21 protein-coding genes and 1 pseudogene are annotated in these 19,507 nt (G+C 70.3%); 7 read left to right on the top strand and 15 right to left on the bottom strand.

Features of this window, described 5'->3' with window-relative positions; all coding sequences use genetic code 11:
* Positions 1-67: 67 nt before the first annotated feature.
* On the bottom strand, positions 68-1,291 hold the full coding sequence (locus ACIGXX_RS26385; RefSeq protein ID WP_351163755.1) for an NADP-dependent malic enzyme: 1,224 nt from the start codon (positions 1,289-1,291) through the stop codon (positions 68-70).
* A 539-nt stretch (positions 1,292-1,830) separates the two neighbouring features.
* Between ACIGXX_RS26385 and ACIGXX_RS26380 the strand changes: the two genes are divergently transcribed.
* From ACIGXX_RS26380 to ACIGXX_RS26370, 3 genes are read left to right on the top strand one after another with little or no spacing between them, the layout of a single operon-like run.
* Positions 1,831-2,793, top strand: coding sequence for an ABC transporter substrate-binding protein (locus ACIGXX_RS26380; RefSeq protein ID WP_351163753.1), 963 nt, complete (start codon positions 1,831-1,833; stop codon positions 2,791-2,793).
* A 35-nt stretch (positions 2,794-2,828) separates the two neighbouring features.
* Positions 2,829-3,767, top strand: a complete 939-nt coding sequence (locus ACIGXX_RS26375; protein ID WP_361464310.1) for an amino acid ABC transporter permease — start codon at positions 2,829-2,831, stop codon at positions 3,765-3,767.
* Positions 3,764-4,525: an amino acid ABC transporter ATP-binding protein gene (locus ACIGXX_RS26370; protein ID WP_351163749.1), complete on the top strand. Its 762-nt coding sequence runs from the start codon at positions 3,764-3,766 to the stop codon at positions 4,523-4,525. The genes ACIGXX_RS26375 and ACIGXX_RS26370 overlap by 4 nt, the downstream gene beginning before the upstream one ends.
* 74 nt (positions 4,526-4,599) lie before the next feature.
* Here ACIGXX_RS26370 and ACIGXX_RS26365 read toward each other — a convergent pair whose 3' ends face one another.
* Positions 4,600-5,361: a class I SAM-dependent methyltransferase gene (locus ACIGXX_RS26365; RefSeq protein ID WP_399979271.1), complete on the bottom strand. Its 762-nt coding sequence runs from the start codon at positions 5,359-5,361 to the stop codon at positions 4,600-4,602.
* A gap of 104 nt (positions 5,362-5,465) precedes the next feature.
* On the opposite strand from ACIGXX_RS26365, the gene ACIGXX_RS26360 reads away from it, so the two are divergent.
* Positions 5,466-6,095, top strand: coding sequence for a CGNR zinc finger domain-containing protein (locus tag ACIGXX_RS26360; RefSeq protein WP_351163744.1), 630 nt, complete (start codon positions 5,466-5,468; stop codon positions 6,093-6,095).
* Here ACIGXX_RS26360 and sodX read toward each other — a convergent pair.
* Positions 5,999-6,439 carry a nickel-type superoxide dismutase maturation protease gene (gene sodX / locus ACIGXX_RS26355; protein ID WP_366461227.1) on the bottom strand — a complete coding sequence of 147 codons (441 nt, stop codon included), beginning with the start codon at positions 6,437-6,439 and terminating at the stop codon, positions 5,999-6,001. The genes ACIGXX_RS26360 and sodX overlap by 97 nt on opposite strands.
* Before the next feature lie 144 nt (positions 6,440-6,583).
* On the opposite strand from sodX, the gene sodN reads away from it, so the two are divergent.
* Positions 6,584-6,979 (top strand): superoxide dismutase, Ni, encoded by a 396-nt coding sequence (sodN, locus tag ACIGXX_RS26350; protein WP_160507177.1) that lies wholly within the window; start codon positions 6,584-6,586, stop codon positions 6,977-6,979.
* A 90-nt stretch (positions 6,980-7,069) separates the two neighbouring features.
* Here the strand turns inward: sodN and ACIGXX_RS26345 are convergent, their stop codons facing one another.
* Together ACIGXX_RS26345 and ACIGXX_RS26340 are read right to left on the bottom strand one after the other, a co-directional pair.
* Positions 7,070-7,363, bottom strand: a complete 294-nt coding sequence (locus ACIGXX_RS26345; protein WP_361464532.1) for a DUF3303 family protein — start codon at positions 7,361-7,363, stop codon at positions 7,070-7,072.
* A gap of 225 nt (positions 7,364-7,588) precedes the next feature.
* Positions 7,589-7,678: pseudogene (locus ACIGXX_RS26340) on the bottom strand (LysE family translocator); the annotation flags it as partial.
* A gap of 197 nt (positions 7,679-7,875) precedes the next feature.
* Between ACIGXX_RS26340 and ACIGXX_RS26335 the strand changes: the two are divergent.
* A complete protein-coding gene (locus ACIGXX_RS26335; RefSeq protein WP_399979265.1) occupies positions 7,876-9,903 on the top strand; it encodes a GTP-binding protein in 2,028 nt (675 codons plus the stop codon).
* Between the two features lie 79 nt (positions 9,904-9,982).
* Here ACIGXX_RS26335 and ACIGXX_RS26330 read toward each other — a convergent pair whose 3' ends face one another.
* The gene (locus tag ACIGXX_RS26330) at positions 9,983-10,921 is read right to left on the bottom strand and encodes a sigma-70 family RNA polymerase sigma factor (protein WP_399979262.1); all 939 of its coding nucleotides are present in this window, start codon (positions 10,919-10,921) and stop codon (positions 9,983-9,985) included.
* A 122-nt stretch (positions 10,922-11,043) separates the two neighbouring features.
* Here ACIGXX_RS26330 and ACIGXX_RS26325 point away from each other — a divergent pair, with 122 nt between their 5' ends.
* Positions 11,044-11,511 carry a pyridoxamine 5'-phosphate oxidase family protein gene (locus ACIGXX_RS26325; protein ID WP_351163734.1) on the top strand — a complete coding sequence of 156 codons (468 nt, stop codon included), beginning with the start codon at positions 11,044-11,046 and terminating at the stop codon, positions 11,509-11,511.
* A gap of 32 nt (positions 11,512-11,543) precedes the next feature.
* Here the strand turns inward: ACIGXX_RS26325 and ACIGXX_RS26320 are convergent, their stop codons facing one another.
* The 9 genes from ACIGXX_RS26320 to ACIGXX_RS26280 all read right to left on the bottom strand — a co-directional run bounded on the left by ACIGXX_RS26320 (position 11,544) and on the right by ACIGXX_RS26280 (position 19,505).
* Positions 11,544-12,620 carry an HAD-IA family hydrolase gene (locus ACIGXX_RS26320; protein WP_351163732.1) on the bottom strand — a complete coding sequence of 359 codons (1,077 nt, stop codon included), beginning with the start codon at positions 12,618-12,620 and terminating at the stop codon, positions 11,544-11,546.
* Positions 12,621-12,699: 79 nt separating this feature from the next.
* Complete coding sequence (locus tag ACIGXX_RS26315) at positions 12,700-13,509, bottom strand: hypothetical protein (RefSeq protein WP_399979258.1); 810 nt, start codon at positions 13,507-13,509, stop codon at positions 12,700-12,702.
* 178 nt (positions 13,510-13,687) lie between these two features.
* The gene (locus ACIGXX_RS26310) at positions 13,688-14,296 is read right to left on the bottom strand and encodes a nucleotidyltransferase domain-containing protein (RefSeq protein WP_399979255.1); all 609 of its coding nucleotides are present in this window, start codon (positions 14,294-14,296) and stop codon (positions 13,688-13,690) included.
* A gap of 5 nt (positions 14,297-14,301) precedes the next feature.
* A complete protein-coding gene (locus tag ACIGXX_RS26305) occupies positions 14,302-14,667 on the bottom strand; it encodes a GntR family transcriptional regulator (RefSeq protein ID WP_399979252.1) in 366 nt (121 codons plus the stop codon).
* Positions 14,668-14,752: 85 nt separating this feature from the next.
* Positions 14,753-15,025 carry a hypothetical protein gene (locus ACIGXX_RS26300; RefSeq protein WP_399979249.1) on the bottom strand — a complete coding sequence of 91 codons (273 nt, stop codon included), beginning with the start codon at positions 15,023-15,025 and terminating at the stop codon, positions 14,753-14,755.
* Positions 15,026-15,181: 156 nt separating this feature from the next.
* Positions 15,182-15,958: an ANTAR domain-containing protein gene (locus tag ACIGXX_RS26295; protein WP_399979246.1), complete on the bottom strand. Its 777-nt coding sequence runs from the start codon at positions 15,956-15,958 to the stop codon at positions 15,182-15,184.
* A 55-nt stretch (positions 15,959-16,013) separates the two neighbouring features.
* Positions 16,014-16,643 (bottom strand): GNAT family N-acetyltransferase, encoded by a 630-nt coding sequence (locus ACIGXX_RS26290; RefSeq protein ID WP_366461232.1) that lies wholly within the window; start codon positions 16,641-16,643, stop codon positions 16,014-16,016.
* 291 nt (positions 16,644-16,934) lie between these two features.
* Positions 16,935-18,002, bottom strand: coding sequence for a family 2 encapsulin nanocompartment cargo protein polyprenyl transferase (locus ACIGXX_RS26285; protein ID WP_399979241.1), 1,068 nt, complete (start codon positions 18,000-18,002; stop codon positions 16,935-16,937).
* A 96-nt stretch (positions 18,003-18,098) separates the two neighbouring features.
* Positions 18,099-19,505 (bottom strand): family 2B encapsulin nanocompartment shell protein, encoded by a 1,407-nt coding sequence (locus ACIGXX_RS26280; protein ID WP_351163715.1) that lies wholly within the window; start codon positions 19,503-19,505, stop codon positions 18,099-18,101.
* Between the last annotated feature and the right edge of the window lie 2 nt (positions 19,506-19,507).

Here is a 19,507-nt window from a genome sequence, read left to right as displayed (position 1 = left end):
GCGCCCCCGCCCCGTACGCAACGCATGCGTACGAGACGGGGGCGCGGTCACACCGTCGGGCGCCCGCTCAGCGGCGAGCCACGCCCTCGGCCCGCGCGGCGGCGGCAACGGCCGCGGTGACCGCCGGGGCGACCCTCTCGTCGAACGGCGAGGGGATCACGTAATCGGCGGAGAGCTCGTCGCCCACCACGCCGGCCAGCGCCTCGGCCGCGGCGATCTTCATCGTCTCGGTGATCCGCGAGGCCCGCACCTGCAGCGCGCCCGCGAAGATGCCGGGGAACGCGAGCACGTTGTTGATCTGGTTCGGGTAGTCCGAACGCCCCGTCGCGACGACAGCCGCGTACTTGTGGGCGATGTCCGGGTGCACCTCGGGGTTCGGGTTGGCCATGGCGAACACGAACGAGTTCGGAGCCATGGAGGCGACCGCGGGCTCGGGGACGGTGCCGCCCGAGACGCCGATGAACACATCGGCACCCGCGAGCGCGCTCTCCAGCGAACCGCTGAGCCCGGCCTTGTTGGTGATCTCCGCGAGCTCGCGCTTGACCGGGGTGAGGTCGTCCCGGTCCCGGCTCACGACGCCCTTGCGGTCCGCGACCGCCACGTCGCCCAGGCCCGCCTCGAGCAGGAACTTGGCGATGGCGACCCCGGCCGCACCCGCGCCGGAGATCACGGCACGCAGCTCACCGAGCGTGCGCCCGGTCAGTCGCGCCGCGTTCCGCAGCGCGGCGAGCGTCACGACCGCCGTGCCGTGCTGGTCGTCGTGGAAGACAGGAATGTCGAGCCGCTCCTGGAGCTTGCGCTCGATCTCGAAGCAGCGCGGGGCCGAGATGTCCTCGAGGTTGACACCACCGAAGGACGGCGCGAGCCGCACCACGGTCTCGACGATCTCGTCCGCGTCCGTCGTCGCGAGCGCGATCGGAACCGCGTCCACGCCGCCGAACTGCTTGAACAGAATGGCCTTGCCCTCCATCACGGGGAGGGAGGCCTCGGGACCGATGTCACCGAGACCGAGCACGGCCGTGCCGTCGGTGACCACGGCCACGACGTTCGACTTCCATGTGTAGTCGTTCACCAGCTCCGGCTGCTCGGCGATCGCGGTGCACACTTTCGCGACGCCGGGCGTGTACGCCAGGGACAGGTCGTCCTTGTCCCGCACCGGCACGGTGGCCTGCACGGCCATCTTGCCGCCACGGTGCAGCGCGAAAGCCGGATCGAAGGTATCGACGAGCTCGCTGTCGCCTTCGTGACCCGTATTGCTCTCGCTGCGAGGATTGACGATCTCCGCTGCCACTTGTCTGACCCCTTAAGTCTTAAATCATCAGTTGAGGGTGTCCACTCCTGGTTGAGAAGTGGGCGGGCACCGCGTCTGTTCCCCGCCTGTCGGCGGAGGGAGGTACAGACACGCGAGCGCGCCGCACACGCGCTCTGGGCCCCGGATGAGGGGTGTAACGCACCTTTCTACCTGACGGCGCCGGGCGCGGGCGAGTGGGATTGGTTACCTGAGGTGCCCGTGGTCCTTGTAGTGGTCCAACAAGAACGGACGACGGGCCCATGCCCGATTTTCCGCGGAGCGCACGCGGCGGGTCCACATCGCGAGATTCACCCGAGATTGACGGAAGATCTCAAATGGCGGTACTTCGTTCCCTGCCGGTACGGGCCTGTTGTCCCGGGCTGTCAGGGTCCGGGCGTCACCCGTTATCCGATTTTGACATCTCTGGCACCCAGAATCGGACGGTCCGAATGGCAAGATGCCGTCATCACACGAGGTCGCGACACCCGAAGGTGTGTGCACGACCGCTCGGCAACTCCCTCATCCGCCGGAGGACCCTCATGACCGCACGCTCCATCTGTCGTACCACCGCAGGTAAGTCCGCGAAGTCCCGGATGGCCACGGTCGGCGCGATCGCGGTCGCCGGCGCGCTGCTGCTGACCGGTTGCGGCGACCAGACCAAGAGCAAGGACGAGGGCAGCGAGAAGGTGAGCAACGCACCGCTCGCCGACAAGCTGCCCAAGGACATCCGGGACGCGGGTGTCATCAAGGTCGGTTCGGACATCGCGTACCCGCCCGTCGAGTTCAAGGACAAGTCCGGCAAGACGGTCGGCATCGACCCCGACCTCGGCGACGCGCTCGGCAAGCAGCTCGGCGTGAAGTTCCAGTTCGACAACGGCACCTTCGACACCCTCCTCGGCGGTCTGCGCTCCAAGCGCTACGACCTCGCGATGTCGGCCATGACCGACACCAAGAACCGCCAGGAAGGCGTCGACGAGGAGACCGGCAAGAAGATCGGCGAGGGCGTCGACTTCGTCGACTACTTCACGGCCGGCGTCTCGATCTACACCAAGAAGGGCGACGACCAGTCCATCAAGACCTGGGCGGACCTCTGCGGCAAGAAGATCGTCGTGCAGCGCGGCACCGTCTCGCACGACCTCGCCAAGGCCGAGTCGAAGAAGTGCAAGAGCGGCAAGAAGATCACCATCGAGTCCTTCGACAACGACCAGCAGGCCCAGACCCGGCTGCGCTCCGGCGGCGCGGACGCGGGCTCCTCCGACTTCCCGGTCGCCGCGTACGCGGTGAAGACCTCGGGCGGCGGCAAGGACTTCGAGCTGGTCGGCGAGCAGGTCGAGGCCGCTCCGTACGGCATCGCGATCTCCAAGAAGAACCCCGAGCTGCGCGACGCGATCAAGGCCGCACTCGACGCGATCATCAAGAACGGCGACTACGACAAGATCATCTCGAAGTGGGGCGTCGAGGACGGCGCGGTCAAGGAAGCCCAGATCAACGGCGGCAAGTGACCGCGCAACCGTCTCGCCGCTGAAAGGCCACCCCCGTGACAACCGACATCTCCAAGAAGGGACCGGAGGACACACCCCCGTCCTCCCGCCCTGAGGCCATCAAGGCCATCCCTGTCCGGCACTACGGCAGGTATGTCTCCGCGGTCATCGCCATCGGTGCACTCGCCGCGATCGTCTACGCGTTCGCACAGGGCGACATCAACTGGGACGCGATCCCCGACAACTTCTTCGACGAGCGCATCCTCAAGGGTGTCCGCGAGACCCTGCTCCTGACCTTCCTGTCGATGCTCATCGGCGTGGTCGGCGGCATCGTCCTCTCGATCATGCGCCTGTCGAAGAACCCGGTGACCTCGTCGATCGCCTGGTTCTACATCTGGTTCTTCCGGGGTACGCCGGTCCTGGTCCAGCTCTTCATCTGGTTCAACCTCGGCTTCGTCTTCGAGTACGTGAACCTCGGCCCGTTCTACAAGGACGAGTGGTCGGACTTCATGACGCCGTTCCTGACGGCGCTGCTCGGCCTCGGCCTCAACGAGGCCGCGTACATGGCGGAGATCTGCCGTGCCGGTCTGCTCTCGGTCGACGAGGGCCAGACGGAGGCCTCCCAGGCGCTCGGCATGAGCCACGGCAAGACGCTGCGCCGGGTCGTGCTTCCGCAGGCGATGCGCGTGATCGTGCCGCCGACGGGCAACGAAGTCATCAACATGCTCAAGACGACGTCCCTGGTGGCCGCGGTCCAGTACTTCGAACTGCTGCGGTACGCCCAGGACATCGGCACCTCGTCCGGCGCCACGGTCGAGACCCTGCTCCTGGCGGCGGCCTGGTACCTGATCATGACGTCGATCCTCAGCATCGGTCAGTTCTACCTGGAGCGCTACTACGCGCGCGGTTCGTCGCGCTCGCTGCCGAACACGCCGTGGCAGAAGATCAAGGCCAACATGCTGTCCCTCAACAGCCCGCGGGGAGGCACCGCATGACCGCCATGGTGAAGTCCGAAGGCGTGCACAAGTCCTTCGGCAACGTCGAGGTCCTCAAGGGCATCGACCTGGAGGTCAAGTCGGGCGAGGTCTTCTGCCTCATCGGCCCCTCCGGCTCCGGCAAGTCGACGTTCCTGCGCTGCATCAACCACCTGGAGAAGGTCAACGCCGGGCGGCTCTACGTCGACGGCGAGCTGGTCGGCTACCGGCAGAAGGGGGACAAGCTGTACGAGCTCAAGGACAGCGAAGTCGCCCTCAAGCGCCGGGACATCGGCATGGTCTTCCAGCGCTTCAACCTCTTCCCGCACATGACGGCCCTCGAGAACGTCATGGAGGCGCCGGTCCAGGTCAAGGGCGAGTCGAAGGCGGCGGCGAAGGCGCGTGCCGGGCAGCTCCTGGAGCGGGTCGGCCTGGCCGACAAGGCGAAGAACTACCCTTCGCAGCTCTCGGGCGGCCAGCAGCAGCGCGTGGCCATCGCCCGCGCGCTCGCGATGGAGCCGAAGCTGATGCTCTTCGACGAGCCGACGTCGGCGCTCGACCCGGAGCTGGTCGGTGACGTGCTCGACGTCATGCGCGATCTCGCCGAGTCCGGCATGACGATGATCGTCGTCACGCACGAGATGGGCTTCGCGCGCGAGGTCGGCGACAGCCTCGTCTTCATGGACGAGGGCGTGGTGGTCGAGTCCGGCCACCCGCGTGACGTCCTGACGAACCCGCAGCACGAGCGGACGCAGTCGTTCCTGTCCAAGGTGCTGTAACGCGTACCCACGCGACGCGTACATGCGAAAGGGGCGGTGCGGATCCACGATCCGTACCGCCCCTTCGTGCTGCGCTACTTGAGGCCGAGCACCATCGCGTCCGATGGCGACGACCACACCGTGCGCGCCTCGCCGAAGCCCGCGTCACGCAGGGTGCGCGCGTGCCACTCGGGCGAGGGGGTGTCGCCGTCCGCGTGCTCGCCGTAGATCTCGAAGCGCTTGGCGGTGGGCTCGGCGAGGACCGGGTCCTTCGCGGCGAGCTGCCACCAGTCCTTCCAGTCCACGGCGCCCTCGGCCTTGGCCTTCTCCATGCGGGCGTGCCGCTGGGCCCGGTCGGCGTCGTTCAGACGGGGCGTCGCGGGGTCGGGCATGTGGTCGGCGTTCAGGAAGACGCCGCCGTCCCTGACGAGTCCCGCGAGCTGGCCGTAGAGCGTGGTGAGGGGCTCGCTGTGCAGCCAGTGCAGGGCCGTGGCGGTGAGGACCGCGTCGTACGTGTCGTACGGCAGCTGCGCCGCCCACTGGGGGTCCTTGAGGTCCGCGGTCACGAAGGTGACCCGGTCGTCCCCGGCGAAGGTGCCCTCGGCGATGGCAAGGAGCGCGGGGTCGAGGTCGACGCCCGTGCTGACCGCGTTCGGGAACCTCTTGAGCAGCCGGTCCGTAATACTCCCCGTACCGCACGCGAGGTCGAGGACGCGCGGTTCGGTGCCGACGACGGCCTCGACCATGTCCAGCATGACCCGGAACCGCTCCTCGCGGTCGGGCAGATACCACTCCTGCTGCCGGTCCCAGCTGTTCTGCCAGGCACGCCAGTCGGTTCCGGACACCGTTTCCGTCATCAGAAGTCCTCCCGTACGTAATACGCTCTCGTAATACCCTCGAAGCACGCGCAACCGTTACTCACGCACGTGATGAAGATAGCCCGCCCCGGTAAGGACTACAAGTGGAACTGGCCTATTACTCGGACTACGCCGTACGTCTGGTCAACAGCGAGGAGCCGGGTCGCAACAAGGACACGCTGACCTCGGTCGAGGCGATCCGCGAGCTGTTCGGAGGCGGTTCACAGGCGGCACGTCGCGCCACGGACTCCGACGTCACCCGCTTCCGCTCGGTGCGGGCCAGGCTCAGGGCGGTCTTCGAGGCGGCCGACAGCGGGGACGAGACCCTCGCGGTCGACCTCCTGAACTCCCTGCTCATGGAGTTCCCGGTCAGCCCGCAGATCTCCGGCCACGACGACCGCGACGACGCGGGCAACCCGCTGTGGCACATGCACCTGGCGGACCACCCGTCGAACGCGACGTCCGGGTACGCCGCGATCGCCGCGATGGGCCTCGCCTTCCACCTCACCGAACACGGCGTCGACCGCCTGGGCCTGTGCGAGGCAGCGCCCTGCCGCAACGCCTATCTCGACACGTCGACAAACCGTTCCCGACGCTACTGCTCGGACCGCTGTGCGACCCGCGCCAATGTCGCCGCCTACCGCGCCCGCAAGCGCCTGGAGACCGACCGGTCGGCCAGCACCGGCCGCGCGGCCGAGACGGCCCAGCGCAGCAGGCTCAACGGCGACCGCTGACCGGCCCCGGACCGGGGCGGGCGGTAGCGGAACCACACCTTCCCCAGGACGAGTTCCTCGGGCACCGTGCCGTAGTCCGTGCTGTCCCCGCCCGCGTACGCGTTGTCCCCGAGCACCCACCAGCCGCCCTCGCGCCGCTCGGCGGCGCGCTTGACGACCAACAGGTCCTGCTGGAACGGATGGCGGAGCACCACCACGTCACCCGCTCGGACCCGTGCGCCCCACTGCACCACCAGACGGTCCCCGTGGTACAGCGTCGGCACCATCGAAGGGCCGGTCACCTCGGCCGCGCCCAACGGCAAGATGGCCCTTCTCCCTTCGCTCTCCTGCGACAGCTCCGGCATCACCGCACCTCCCCGGTCCTATCCTCCACGAGTCCCAGTCTGACCCTGGACTTTTGTCCTAAGCCCAAGGGGGCACTCGCGAAAAGCCGTCTCTCACGGAGTAATGTCCCACCTGAGAAGACGATCACGAGGAAGGACCGCTGCATGCTTTCCCGCCTGTTTGCCCCCAAGGTAAAGGTCAGCGCCCACTGCGACCTCCCCTGCGGCGTGTACGACCCGGCCCAGGCCCGCATCGAGGCGGAGTCGGTCAAGGCCGTCCAGGAGAAGATGGCCGCCAACGACGACGCGCAGTTCCAGACGCGCGCCATCGGCATCAAGGAGCAGCGCGCGGAGCTCGCCAAGCACCACGTGTCCGTGCTCTGGAGCGACTACTTCAAGCCCCCGCACTTCGAGAAGTACCCGGAGCTGCACCAGCTGGTCAACGACACCCTCAAGGCCCTCTCGGCCGCCAAGGGCTCGTCGGACCCGGCCACGGGCCAGAAGGCGCTCGACTACATCGCCCAGATCGACAAGATCTTCTGGGAGACCAAGAAGGCCTGACCTCACCGGTCGTAGGCCTGACCTCACCAGGTCACACGGAAGCACCCGGCATCCGCGCGGAGCCGGGTGCTTCTGGCGTTCTCGCCCCCGTCATCCCTGCAGCGCGGAGAGCCCCTTCCGCAGATCCTCCGCGTTCATCACCGGGTAGATCTCGATCTCGGCACCGAGCTCCAGGAAGAACGGCTCCGCGATGGACGGCATCTCCGAGCTGTCCTGCATGTCGAAGACGAAGGTGGCGCACCGCCCCCCATCACTGGGACCGAAGTACGCCGCCTCGGGCTTGATCTGCTCCGTCACCGCCTGCATCAGCTTCGGCAACGTGCCGTTCTTGATCGCCTCGTTCGAGATCTGTGTGTCCAGACGCGCTCTCAACATGACCCTCATGGCACTCACTCCTCCCTTCAAGCGTCCTCCGCCCCACCCATATCCGCATCCGCGCCACCTCGCTGAGCTGTTCCAGGCGGCGGCGGAACGACGGGCGGCGGATGCGGTCGCCCAGTGCGGAGGTCCGCGCTCCCGCCGGTCCCGGCACTTCGGCCGCCCCGCCGCTTCCGCCGCGCCCTCCCGCTCCCGGTGGCGCGAGCGCCGCAGTGCCGTGCCGCACAGCCATGCCAGATAGCCGGCGCCTGCGATGCGCAGGGCGTCGTACGCGAGATGCGATGCCGTGAGCAGGGCCGTCAGGCCGATCGCCGCCGCCACGCCCCAGGCCGGGCAGCCGCTGAGGACGCCGGCTCATCGCCGCCCCTTCCGTCGCGCCGCCCCATTAATCGGTTGCCGCCCCGGGCCGCCCCTGCTGCACTTGCCGTACGCCTCGACCCGTCAAGGAGACGCAATGCGCCGTTTGTTCATGTCCAGCCAGAAGGGAATCGCCATCGACCCAGAGGACATGACACTCCGTGCATACGTCGAGCACGTCCACCACCCTGAACCTGGGAATCCTGGCGCATGTTGACGCCGGGAAGACCAGCCTGACCGAGCGGCTGCTGCACGCCGCCGGTGTCATCGACGAGATCGGTCGCGTCGATGCGGGAAGCACCCAGACCGATTCGCTGGCCCTGGAGCGGCAGCGCGGGATCACGATCAAATCCGCCGTGGTCTCCTTCGCCGTCGACGACGTCACCGTCAATCTCATCGACACCCCCGGCCACCCGGACTTCATCGCCGAGGTGGAGCGGGTGCTGAGCGTGCTCGACGGCGCCGTACTCGTCGTCTCCGCCGTCGAGGGCGTCCAGGCGCAGACCCGCGTGCTCATGCGGACGCTGCGGCGGCTGCGCATTCCCACGCTCGTCTTCGTGAACAAGATCGACCGACGCGGCGCACGCCACGAGGAGCTGCTGCGCGACATCGCTCAGCGGCTCGTGCCGGACATCGTGCCCATGGGGACGGTCCACGCTCTCGGCGGCCGCGACGCGGGCTTCGTCCCCTTCGGCGCCGACGATCCGGCCTTCACCGACCGCCTCGTCGACGCGCTCGCCGCGCACGACGACGCCCTGCTCTCCGCGTACGTCGACGACGAGGCGGGCCTCTCCTCCGAGCGGCTCCGCACGGAACTCGCCGCGCAGACCGGACGGGCCCTGGTGCACCCGGTGTTCTTCGGCTCGGCGGCCACCGGCGCGGGCGTCGCCGAACTCATGGCGGGCATCCGGGATTTGCTGCCCTCCGAGGACGGCGGCCCGCTCGCGGACGCACCCGTGTCCGGCACCGTGTTCAAGGTCGAGCGCGGGGACGCCGGTGAGAAGGTCGCGTACGTCCGGATGTTCGCGGGGACGGTCCGCACCCGGGACCGGCTGCCGTTCGGCGGCGGTCGCGAGGGCAAGGTCACCGCGGTCGGCGTCTTCGACCGCGGGTCGGCGGCCCCGCGCGAGGGGGTGTGCGCGGGACAGATCGGGAAGCTGTGGGGGCTCGGCGACATCCGGATCGGCGATGTCGTGGGCGCGGGGCCCGCGGCGGGGCGAAGGGGCGGAGGCGGTCGGCATCACTTCTCGCCGCCCACCCTGGAGACCGTCGTCGTCCCCGCCCGCCCCGGTGACAGGGGCGCCCTGCATCTCGCGCTCGCCCAGCTCGCCGAGCAGGACCCGCTGATCAATCTGCGGCAGGACGATCTCCGCCAGGAGGTGTACGTGTCGCTGTACGGCGAGGTGCAGAAGGAGGTCATCCAGGCGACCCTCCTCGACACGTACGGAATCGACGTCACGTTCCGTGAGACCACGACCGTCTGCGTGGAGCGCGTGACCGGGAGCGGGTCCGCGTACGAGATCATCGGCACGGACTCCAACCCGTTCCTGGCCACCGTCGGTCTGCGCGTCGACCCCGGACCGCCGGACTCCGGCGTGGAGTTCCGGCTGGAGATCGAGCTCGGTTCGATGCCGTACGCGTTCTTCCGCGCCGTCGAGGAGACCGTGCGCGAGACGCTGCTCCAGGGGGTTCACGGCTGGGAGGTCGGCGACTGTGTCGTCACGATGACGCACTCCGGCTACTGGCCCCGGCAGAGCCACGCGCACGGCACCTTCGACAAGAGCATGTCGAGCACGGCCGGTGACTTCCGGCAGCTGACGCCGCTGGTCCTGCTGAGCGCGCTGCGGCGGGCCGGCACCGAGGTGCGCGAGCCGCTGCACCGCTTCCGGCTCGGCGTCCCCGAGGACGTGTTCGGGCAGCTCCTGCCCGCGCTCTCACGGCTGCGGGCGGTCCCGCACACCCAGACGGCGCGCGGAGCCTCGTACGTCGTCGAGGGAGAGATCCCCGCCGCCCGCGTGCACGAGCTGGAGCAGCTGCTGCCCTCGCTGACGCGCGGCGAGGGCGAGCTCGAGTCCGCCTTCGAGCGCTACCAGCCGGTCCGGGGCGAGGTCCCGGACCGGCCGCGCACCGACCGCAATCCGCTCTGCCGCAAGGAGTACCTGCGGGAGGTGGCGGGTGTCAGGCGCTGAGCCGGCCGAGCGCGAGGAGCGCGGGTCATACGCGGAACGCGGGTCAGGCGCGGAACGCGGGTCAGGCGCGGAACGCGGGTCAGGCGCGGAACGCCGGAAGGCCGAGGGCGCGCACGCGGGCGGGGTCGACGAGGATGTTGAGCTCGACGATCCTGCCGTCCGAGAGCGTGAACTCCATGACCGAGAACACCTCGTCGCCCGGTACCCCGACCAGGCCGAGCCGGCCGTTGACCATCGCGAACTCGGTACGCGGCGCTCCCTCGGCGAACATCGCGGCCTGCCCGGCGACCACCTTCGCGCCGCGCACCAACTTCGAGAGTCCGGAGGCCAGTTCGCCGGTGTCGGCCCGCAGCACCACATCCGGGTCGAGCAGTTCGAGCAGCGCGTCGAAGTCGCCGCCCCGCGCGGCGGCGAGGAAGGCGCCGACCACCTCGCGCTGGCGCACCGGGTCGTTGTCGGGCGTGGGCGCCGAGCCCTGTACCCGGCGACGGGCACGGCTCGCCAGCTGGCGGGTCGCGGCCGGGGTGCGCTCCACGATGGGGGCGACCTCGTCGAAGGGCACGGCGAACATGTCGTGCAGCACGAAGGCGAGCCGCTCGGCGGGCGCCAGCGTCTCCAGGACGACGAGCAGCGCGAGGCCGACCGAGTCCGCGAGCAGCACCTCCTGCTCGGGGTCGACCACGTCGCCCCAACTCACCACGGGATCGGGCACATGCGTGTCCAGCGAGAGCGACAGGGACTCCTCGCGCCGCGACTGCCGCGTACGCAGCATGTCGAGGCAGATCCGGCCGACGACGGTCGTCAGCCAGCCCCCCAGGTTCGCCACCTCACCGGTGTCGGCGCGGCTGAGCCGTATCCAGGACTCCTGGACCGCGTCATCGGACTCGCTGAGCGAACCGAGCATGCGATAGGCGACGGCCTTCAGATGCGGCCGGTGCTCCTCGAAACGGGCCGCCAGCGCTTCGCTCCGGTTCACCGCTGCCTCGCCATGGTCGACCGCCGCCTCGTTATGGTCCATCTGTCACGTTCCCCCGTCGCGATCCGTCGTAGAAGTGACGCACCGATCCAGTGCACTTGGAGGAGAACAGTAATGAACGCGTACGCCATACCGGCCGCCCGCACCTCGAACCGGCGCAGCTCATGAGCACGCGGACGACCGGCCCCCGCGCGCCCGAGCAGCGCAAGCGGGACGCGCTGCACCGCCTCACCCACGACATCGACGCGTGGGTGGCGACGGCGGACGCGGAGAGCGGGACCCCGTACCTGATCCCGCTGTCCTTCCTCTGGGACGGCGAGAGCCTGCTGGTGGCCACTCCGGACGCCAGCGTCACGGGCCGCAATCTCCGGGCGTCCGGCAAGGCGCGGGTCGGCGTCGGGCCCACCCGCGACCTCGTCCTCATCGAGGGGGCCGTACGCCCGCTCGGCGAGGACGAGTTGACCGCCGAGGACCGCGCGGACTTCGCCACCAAGACGGGCTTCGACCCGAGCAGGCTCACCACCCTGTACACCTACTTCCGCATCACCCCGCAGCGGATCCAGGCCTGGCGCGAGGCCGACGAGCTGGAGGGGCGGGAGCTGATGCTGGGCGGGCGGTGGACGGTGCGGTGAGGCGGGCGGGAGACGCGGGCCGGTGCCGGCCGTCAGCTGTGGCCGAGCACCGGGGCCAGCGCCTTCCGTAGATCGTCGGGTCCGGTGTAGTGGAGCCCCACCATGCCGAGCGCGACCGCCGCGTCCACGTTCTCCTTGCGGTCGTCCACGAACAGGCAGCGCTCGGCGGGGACCCCCGCCCGCTCCACGGCGATCTCGTAGATGCGGCGGTCCGGCTTGACGATGCCGACGCCCGCGCTGCTGACCACGGTGTGCGCGAGGTCCGCGATGCCGAGCCGCGCCAGGTCCTCGTCGAGCCAGGGCGTCGCGTTCGTCACGAGGCCCACGTGCAGGTGCGCGCGGGCCCGCCTGAGCAGGTCCACGACGGCGGCGTCGGCGGAGAACCCGGCCTCGGCGACCGCGGTGCCCAGGGCGCGTCCGCGCTCGTAGGGCACCCGGTCGGCGAGGCCGCGTGCGATGGCCTCCACCCACTCCTCCTTGCCGATGTTGCCGAGCATCAGCGGCTGATCCGTCTCGGGCGCGAAGGCGACCTCGGCGGTGCTGCCCTGGGGGAGACCGGCGGCACGCTCCATCGCCTCGATCTCCGACATGTCGTAGAAGCGGATCACTCCGTCGAGGTCGGACAGCACGGCGTCGAACGGCAGCGGCGGCACCTGCCAGGCGAAGCGCAGCTTCTCCTTGGCCTCGGCGCCGATCCGGCCGTAGAAGCGGACGGCGCCCTCGTTCCAGGCGGGCGTCTGCCACTGGACCTCGGTGATGCCAAGGGAGCGGGCCTCTGCCGCCACCGCGTCCGTCAGGAGCTCGCCGAGGCCCAGGCCCCGGTGTCCGTCGCGCAGGAAGAGGCAGTCCATGTGGAGGTACTCGGCGCCGTCCCAGGTGGAGATCTCCGGCGCGCACGTGGCGTAGCCGACGACGTCGCCGCCGGGCAGCTCGGCCACCAGGCAGCGCAGGCGCGGGTCCGGCACCCCGAAGAGGAGCGTGTCGAGCCGCCGGTCCAGGCCGGGGGCGGGCGGCGCGCCCTTCTCGTAGGCGGCGTGCTCGGCGACGAGTTCCACGACGCGGGGGAGGTCGGCGGGGCGGGCGCGGCGGACGCGGGGTGCTTCCGTCATCGGAGGTCCTCGGCAAGCTCGGTCATGTCCATGCGCCCATGATGCAGATGTCCCCTGCCGCGCGTGCCGCCGAGGTGCCCTACCGGTCGCCGAGCACCCGCTCCGCATTGGCCCGCACCCGGTCCTGGTCGGCGCGCACCGCCTCGTACGCGTCCTTGTGGCGGGTCACGTCGGCGCGCTGCTTCTCCTCGCGCACCGCCCACCACACACCGGCCGTGTTGTGCTCCCGCTTGCACTCGACGTCGGCGGTCGCCGTGGCCAGCTCCTTCTTCGTACGGCCGGTGTTGCCGCCTTCGTCGTTCCCGCGGCCCCACGCCTTGTCCTGGAAGGCGTGGGCCGGGGTCTTGTAGCGCTCGACGCCCTTGCTCCCCATGCACCGGGCCCAGGTGGCGAGTGCCTTGCGCACCCGCCGGTCCTTGGCGACGGCCTTGTCCACGATCTCGCTCCGCCGGGAGACGTACGTCCACATCCGCGTCTTGTCCCGCACGCCTTCGACGAGGCGATCGGCGCCGCTGCTCCCGCAGTCCCCGCCTCCGGCGGACCCCCGGCCCCCTCCGTTCAGCGCGTCGTACTCGGCGTCCGTCATGACGCGGCCCTCGGGCCGCGCGGCATCGGCCGGTGACCGGTCCGGGTCCCAGCCGTAGCCCCAGCGGCGGGCGCTGTCGAGATCGAGCGGTCCGTACGGATACGACGCCATCGCCACCGCGATCAGCGGCGCGGCCTCTCTGTACTCCGGCGTCTTCGGATGGAGGGGGAAGTCCTCGAAGCCGAGCCTGCGCATGCAGTCCCGCGTCATGTGTGCCTGCGCCTCCGTGTGGCGCCGGGTGTCGCGCGCGCTGAACCCGTAGCGGTCGAAAGGCAGCTCAGGGAGGTCCTTCTCCGTCTTCACGGAGGGCACACCGGGTTCACCCGGGCCTCCCCCGGACGCAGCGGACCCGCATCCCGCGAGCATCACAGCCACCAGACCCGCGACGCCCCACCGGGTCGTCCCCCGCAGCCCCATCGGTCCTTCCCCTCCCCAGGCGACCCACGTACCGGAACCGTCGGACCATACCCTCCCGCCCACGTCAGGCCCGCAGCCGGGCGACCCAGGGGTGCGGTCCGTAGGCGGTCTCAACAGCCCATGCCAGCCAGGCCCGTTGGGACGGGGACAGTACGGGCAGGAGCGCGTCGAAGTCCCGCTCGTCCTTGGGGCGGGGCGACTTGCCCTTGTAGAGGAGCTGGATCTCCGGTGCCAGGCGGGGGATGCCGTCCGTGCCGACCGGGCCGATCTCCTCGACGGGCCGTCGCACCCGCCGGTCGCGGCGCGACACCCAGACGGGGCCGTCGGCCTCCTCCAGCATGAACTGAATCCGCCACGGCTCCCCGCCGCCGGGCCTGCACCAGATGTCGTGCACGCCGGCCGGCAGCATCTCCCCCGGCAGCCACCGCCGCAGCGTCCCCGGCGGATCGGCGGCCCACCACTCCCACGACGGCAACGCCTCCTGCACGGCGAGCTGATCGCGCCGCAGCAGAGCCACGTCGATGTCCGTGTGCTCCCGGAAGGCGTGGCCGACGGCCAGCTCCACCGCGTACCCGCCGGCGATCCACCACGGGACGCGCAACTCTGCCAAGCGAGCGGCGACTTCAGCGGGCGAGTCCGGTTCCCACGGCCCCCAGGGTGTCTCCGTACGCATCGCGCTCACCCCCTCAGCGCCGTGTCCACCAGGGAGCGCACCTCGTCCGCCGAGAGCCCGAGCTCCAGCGCTTCGGCGACGAACACCCGCACCCGCTCCCCCAGTTGGGCCCGCGCCCGCACCACGGCGCCGTCCACGACGGTCGCGCCGCGCCCCCGCCGGAGCTCGATCAGCCCTTCCGCGCGCAGCCGCTGGTAACCACGCAGCACCGTATGGACGTTGACCCCGAGGGAATCGGCCAGCAGCCGGGCGGCGGGCAGCCGCTCACCCGGCCGCACGGAGCCGTCGGCAACGGCACGGCGCGCGCACGCGGCGATCTGGTCGGCGAGGGGCACCGCCGAGGTCGCGTCGATCCGCACCATGGCCGTCATGAAAACCTCCATTGTTCGCATTTTAGTAGAACAATGGACGTGTGCGGGAGCGCGCCGCCTCGCTCATCGGGCCTCGGCCGTCGCCTCAGTCGTCGTCGGAGCGCGCGGGTGCGGGCTCGACCTCGGCTTCGGCCTCGACCGGTTCAGGTTCCCCGCGCTCGTGGCGCTCGTCGCGTGCGTCGCGTTCGTCGACGCACGCGGCGCACCGCGGGTTGTGGCACGGGCCGGGGCCCCACACAGGGACGAACACCCCGAGCACCTTGCGCCGCTTGATGGCCGTACCGACAGGCCGTCCGCAGCTCGCGCACACCGGCTCGCTCTGCGGGCGGGGGCCGGACCGGCTCCCATCGCTGCCCATACGTCCAGAATATGGCGGCCGGGACGGGCCGGAAAGTCCAGCTGCCGGGCCGGATGTCGGCGCTTCCTGCGGTACGTCCGAGACGGTGGCCGCCACGGCCCTGGACGATCTGGCGGGGACGGCCGCGCCGGGGGTCTCGGGGGCGGGGCCGCCGCGTCACACGCGGCGAATTCCCTCGGTGTCGAGCTCTCCCTCCACCACCTGCCGCGCGCACTCCGAGAGCCGCAGCCGGTTGGCCCGCGCATGCCGCCGCAGCGCCGCGAAGGCCTCGTCGACCGTGCACTTCCAGCGCTCGGCGAGCACGCCCTTCGCCTGCTCGATGGCGATCCTGCTGGTGAGCGCCTCCTGCAACTGGCCGCGCTCCGCCTCGCTCTGCTCCAGGGAACGCCGCTGCAGTATCGCGATGGTGGCGACGTCCGCGAGAGCCTGCGCGAGCGCGATCTCGTCGGGACCGAGGACCCTCGGCTGCACCTGGAACAGATTCAGCGCGCCGAGGACCTGCTCGCCCCGCCGCAGGGGCAGGACCTGCGTCATCTCGTAGCCGGTCTCCCGGGCGCGCCCGGCGAACTGCGGCCAGGTGGTGGTCGCTTCCAGGCCGCCGAGTGCGATGTTCGTGTACGCCGTGCCGGAGCGGAAGCAGTCCAGGCACGGGCCCTCTTCCTGCTGGAGGGCGAACAGGTCGAGCACCCAGGCGTGCTCCCCGGACGCGGCGATGAGCCGCAACTCGCCCTCGGGGTCCGCCAGCAGGACGCCGGCCGCCGAGGCGCCCAGCAGCTCCACGCAGCGCACGGCCAGGCTCTGGAGAAATGCGACGACGTCGAAATCCTCGGTCAAGGAGTTGGCCACCTCCACGAACGCTTCCGCCAGAAGTCGGTCGCGGGACGTTTCACCGGACGCTTCACGGGTCAATTCACCGGACAGTTCGCGGGACATGTGGCTCGCCCCCCTTCGGTGTGTCCACGGACAACACAACGCTGCTGCAACGACTTTATGCGAATATGCCGCTGTCGTGACCACCCACGGCGAAAGGCAGGGGCTCCCGCCACATGGGCCACAGGGACGGGCCGTCCGGCAGGTCGATGGACTTTCCAGTGAAATGGAATCCGAGCCGGGTGTACAGCTCGCGGCTGCGGCTGTTGCTCGCCTCCAGATAGGCGTGCAGGCCCTCCCGGTCGCACCGTTCGAGAACCGCGCCGATCAGGGCGGAGCCGATCCCCTCGCCCTGTCGCTCGGGGCTCACGCCGATCATGTGCAGATACTGGTGGGCCCGGTCGGTCGGGTGCGCCTCGCCGGTCAGCCTGCCGATCTCCTCCACCCGCGCGTTCTGCGGGTCGACGGCCTCGCGGAGCTGCGCGGGCCCCTCCTCCTCGCCCTCCTGCTCACCCGCGGGGACGGACCACCACAGGGCGACGGCCGCGCCGTCGTCCGCGATGTCGACGTGGCCCTGGCTCAGCGCGAGATCGAGGAAGGCGCCCATCAGAGCGCCGTGCCTGCGGCGGCGGTGCTCCTCGTCGGGGAAGACCCAGCTGCTCACCGGATCGTCCCGGAACGCCTCGTCGAGCAACCGGACCACGTCCGATCTGTCGCTCGCCCCGGCCCTCCGGATGACTACGCCCACAGCCCGCCCCTTTGCCACTCGACCACGCTCAACTGCGTGTACCGCCCCACCGGTTGCTTCCGTTGCAGCCTAGGCGATCGCGTCGTGACATACGGGCGAGCCCCGCACCCTGACCGGATCTCGGCGGGGTGCGGGGCTGGGAGACGAGGTGCGGGGCCGAGAGAGGGGGCGCGGGACCGAGAGAGGAGACCGACCCGACGGACGTACGTTCAGTCGCGTACGTTCAGTCGCGTACGTTCAGTCGCGTACGTTCAGTCGCGTACGTTCAGTGCGCACGTTCAGCGCATACCTTCAGTGCGTACGCCGCGTCACGAACTCCGCGAGCGCCAGCAGGCCGCCCGCCTCCTCCGGGACCGGCACCGCGCGGGCCAGCTGGTTGATCGCGAGGGACATCCGGTCGGCCGCGTGCAGCAGCGCCCAGTCCCTGCCGCCCGCCGCCTCGACGGCGTGCGCCATGCGCTCCAGGTCGCCGTCCCGCTCGGCGCCGTGCGAGGGCCGTCCGTACAGCTCGGCCAGCTCGGCGCCGGCCGGGGTGCCGGAGGCCAGCGCCGCGACCACCGGAAGGGACTTCTTGCGGGCCGCCAGATCGGCACGGGCCGGCTTGCCGGTGTGCCCCGGGTCGCCCCAGATGCCGATCACGTCGTCGATGAGCTGGAAGGCGAGCCCCGCCTCACGGCCGAACCCGTCCAGCGCCTCCACCACGCCGTGCCCCGCCCCCGCGTACAACGCGCCCAGCGCACAGGCGCAGCCCAGCAGTGCCCCCGTCTTGGCCTCGGCCATGGCGAGGCACTCGTCGAGCGTGACCTCGTCCGGGCCGCGCCGTTCCAGCGCGCAGTCCGCGTGCTGGCCCGCGCAGAGCTCCACCACGCAGGCGGCGAGCCGGGCGGCCGCCGCCGAGGCCCCGGGGTGCGGGTCCTCGGCGAGCAGCCGCTGCGCCAGTGCCTGGAGCGCGTCACCGGCCAGGACCGCGTCGGCTTCGCCGAACACGGTCCATGCGGTGGGCCGGTTCCTGCGGGTGGTGTCGTGGTCGATGACGTCGTCGTGCAGCAGGGTGAAGTTGTGCGTCAGCTCCACCGCTGCCGCCGCCCGGACGGCCATGGCCTGGTCCCCGCCGAGCGCCCGCACCGCGGCGAGCACGAGCGCGGGCCTGATCGCCTTGCCCGCGTGCCCGGCCGCCGGTGTGCCGTCCGCGTGTTCCCAACCGAAGTGGTAGAGCGCGATACGGCGCATCGCTCCGGGCAGCGAGTCGATCGCCCGGCGCAGCTCCGGGTCGACGCGAAGCCGCGCCGACGCCAGGATCTCCGCCGCTTCGGACGCTTCGTACCCCATCTCCGTCATGTCCGTCGTCGTGTCCGTCATGGACTCACCCCGGGGAGGATGCGGACGGTGGCGTTTCCTGGGCCTGTGGGCGCGTACGGAAGGGGTGTACCCGGGAGCGCGTCCACAGACACGGCCTCACCGCCAGCGGCCGATCTCGACGTTCTCCAGGACGCCCAGCGCGTCCGGCACGAGCACCGCCGCGGAGTAGTAGGTCGACACCAGGTACGAGATGATCGCCTGCTCGCTGATGCCCATGAAGCGCACGGACAGGCTCGGCTCGATCTCGTCCGGGATGCCGGTCTGGTGCAGGCCGACGACGCCCTGCTCCTCCTCGCCCGTACGCATGCAGATGATCGAGGTGGTGCGGGCCTCGGTGACCGGGATCTTGTTGCACGGGAAGATCGGCACCCCGCGCCAGGTGGGGATGCGGTGGCCCCCCATGTCGATGGTCTCCGGCACGAGACCGCGGCTGTTGAGCTCGCGGCCGAACGCGGAGATCGCCCGCGGGTGGGCCAGGAAGAGCTTCGATCCCCGCCTGCGGCTGAGCAGCTCGTCCATGTCGTCCGGGCTCGGCACGCCGTCGTGCGGCTGAAGCCGCTGTTCGTACTCGCAGTTGTTGAGCAGCCCGAACTCGCGGTTGTTGATCAGCTCGTGCTCCTGGCGCTCCTTGAGCGCCTCGACCGTCAGCCGCAGCTGCTGCTCGGTCTGGTTCATCGGCTGGTTGTAGAGGTCGGCCACGCGCGTGTGGATGCGCAGAACGGTCTGCGCGACGCTCAGTTCGTACTCGCGCGGCGCCGATTCGTAGTCGACGTAGGTGCCCGGCAGGACCGCTTCGCCGACGTGCCCGGAGGAGAGGTCGATGGGCGCCTCGCCGAAGTTGTTCGTCCGCTGGGCCGGGACGGACCGCAGCCGCTGAAGATGCTCGCGCAGCGAGTCCGCGCGCTCCGCGACCTGCTCCAGGTCCTGGCGGGGCAGCGTGAGCACGGTGCACGCGGTCACCGCCCGCGTCGTGTACTCCCAGATGGCCTCCGGGTCGAGCAGGGCCTGCTCGCCGAAGTAGGAGCCGTCGGCGAGCGACGCGAGCACCGTGTCGTCGCCGTACGGACCGGTGCCGATCTTCTCGACCCTGCCGTGCGCGAGCAGGAACACCTCGTCGGCCTGGCTGCCGAAGGAGGTGATGACCGAGCCCGCGGCGAACTCCCGCTGCTGGCAGCGCTGGGCCAGCTCCCCCAGGACCTCGATGTCCTCGTAGTCCCGCAGGACCGGCAGCTCGCCGAGCTCCGCCGGGATGACCTGCACCCGGTCCCCGGTCTTCACGAACGTCACCCGTCCGTCGCCGACCGAGTAACTCAACCTCCGGTTCACTCGATACGTACCCCCCTGCACCTGCACCCACGGCAGCGTCCGCAGGAGCCAGCGGGAGCTGATCTCCTGCATCTGCGGCGCGGACTTGGTGGTGGTGGCCAGATTCCGTGCGGCCGACGTACCCAAACTCTGCTGCGGCCTGGACTCTTCCGCACGGACCTCTTCGCCTACCGACATTG

The organism is Streptomyces sp. NPDC055243, assembly GCF_044544025.1.
Taxonomy (GTDB): domain Bacteria; phylum Actinomycetota; class Actinomycetes; order Streptomycetales; family Streptomycetaceae; genus Streptomyces.
Note: the sequence above shows the minus strand (reverse complement) of the source record. Positions and strands in the feature narration are given on the sequence as shown.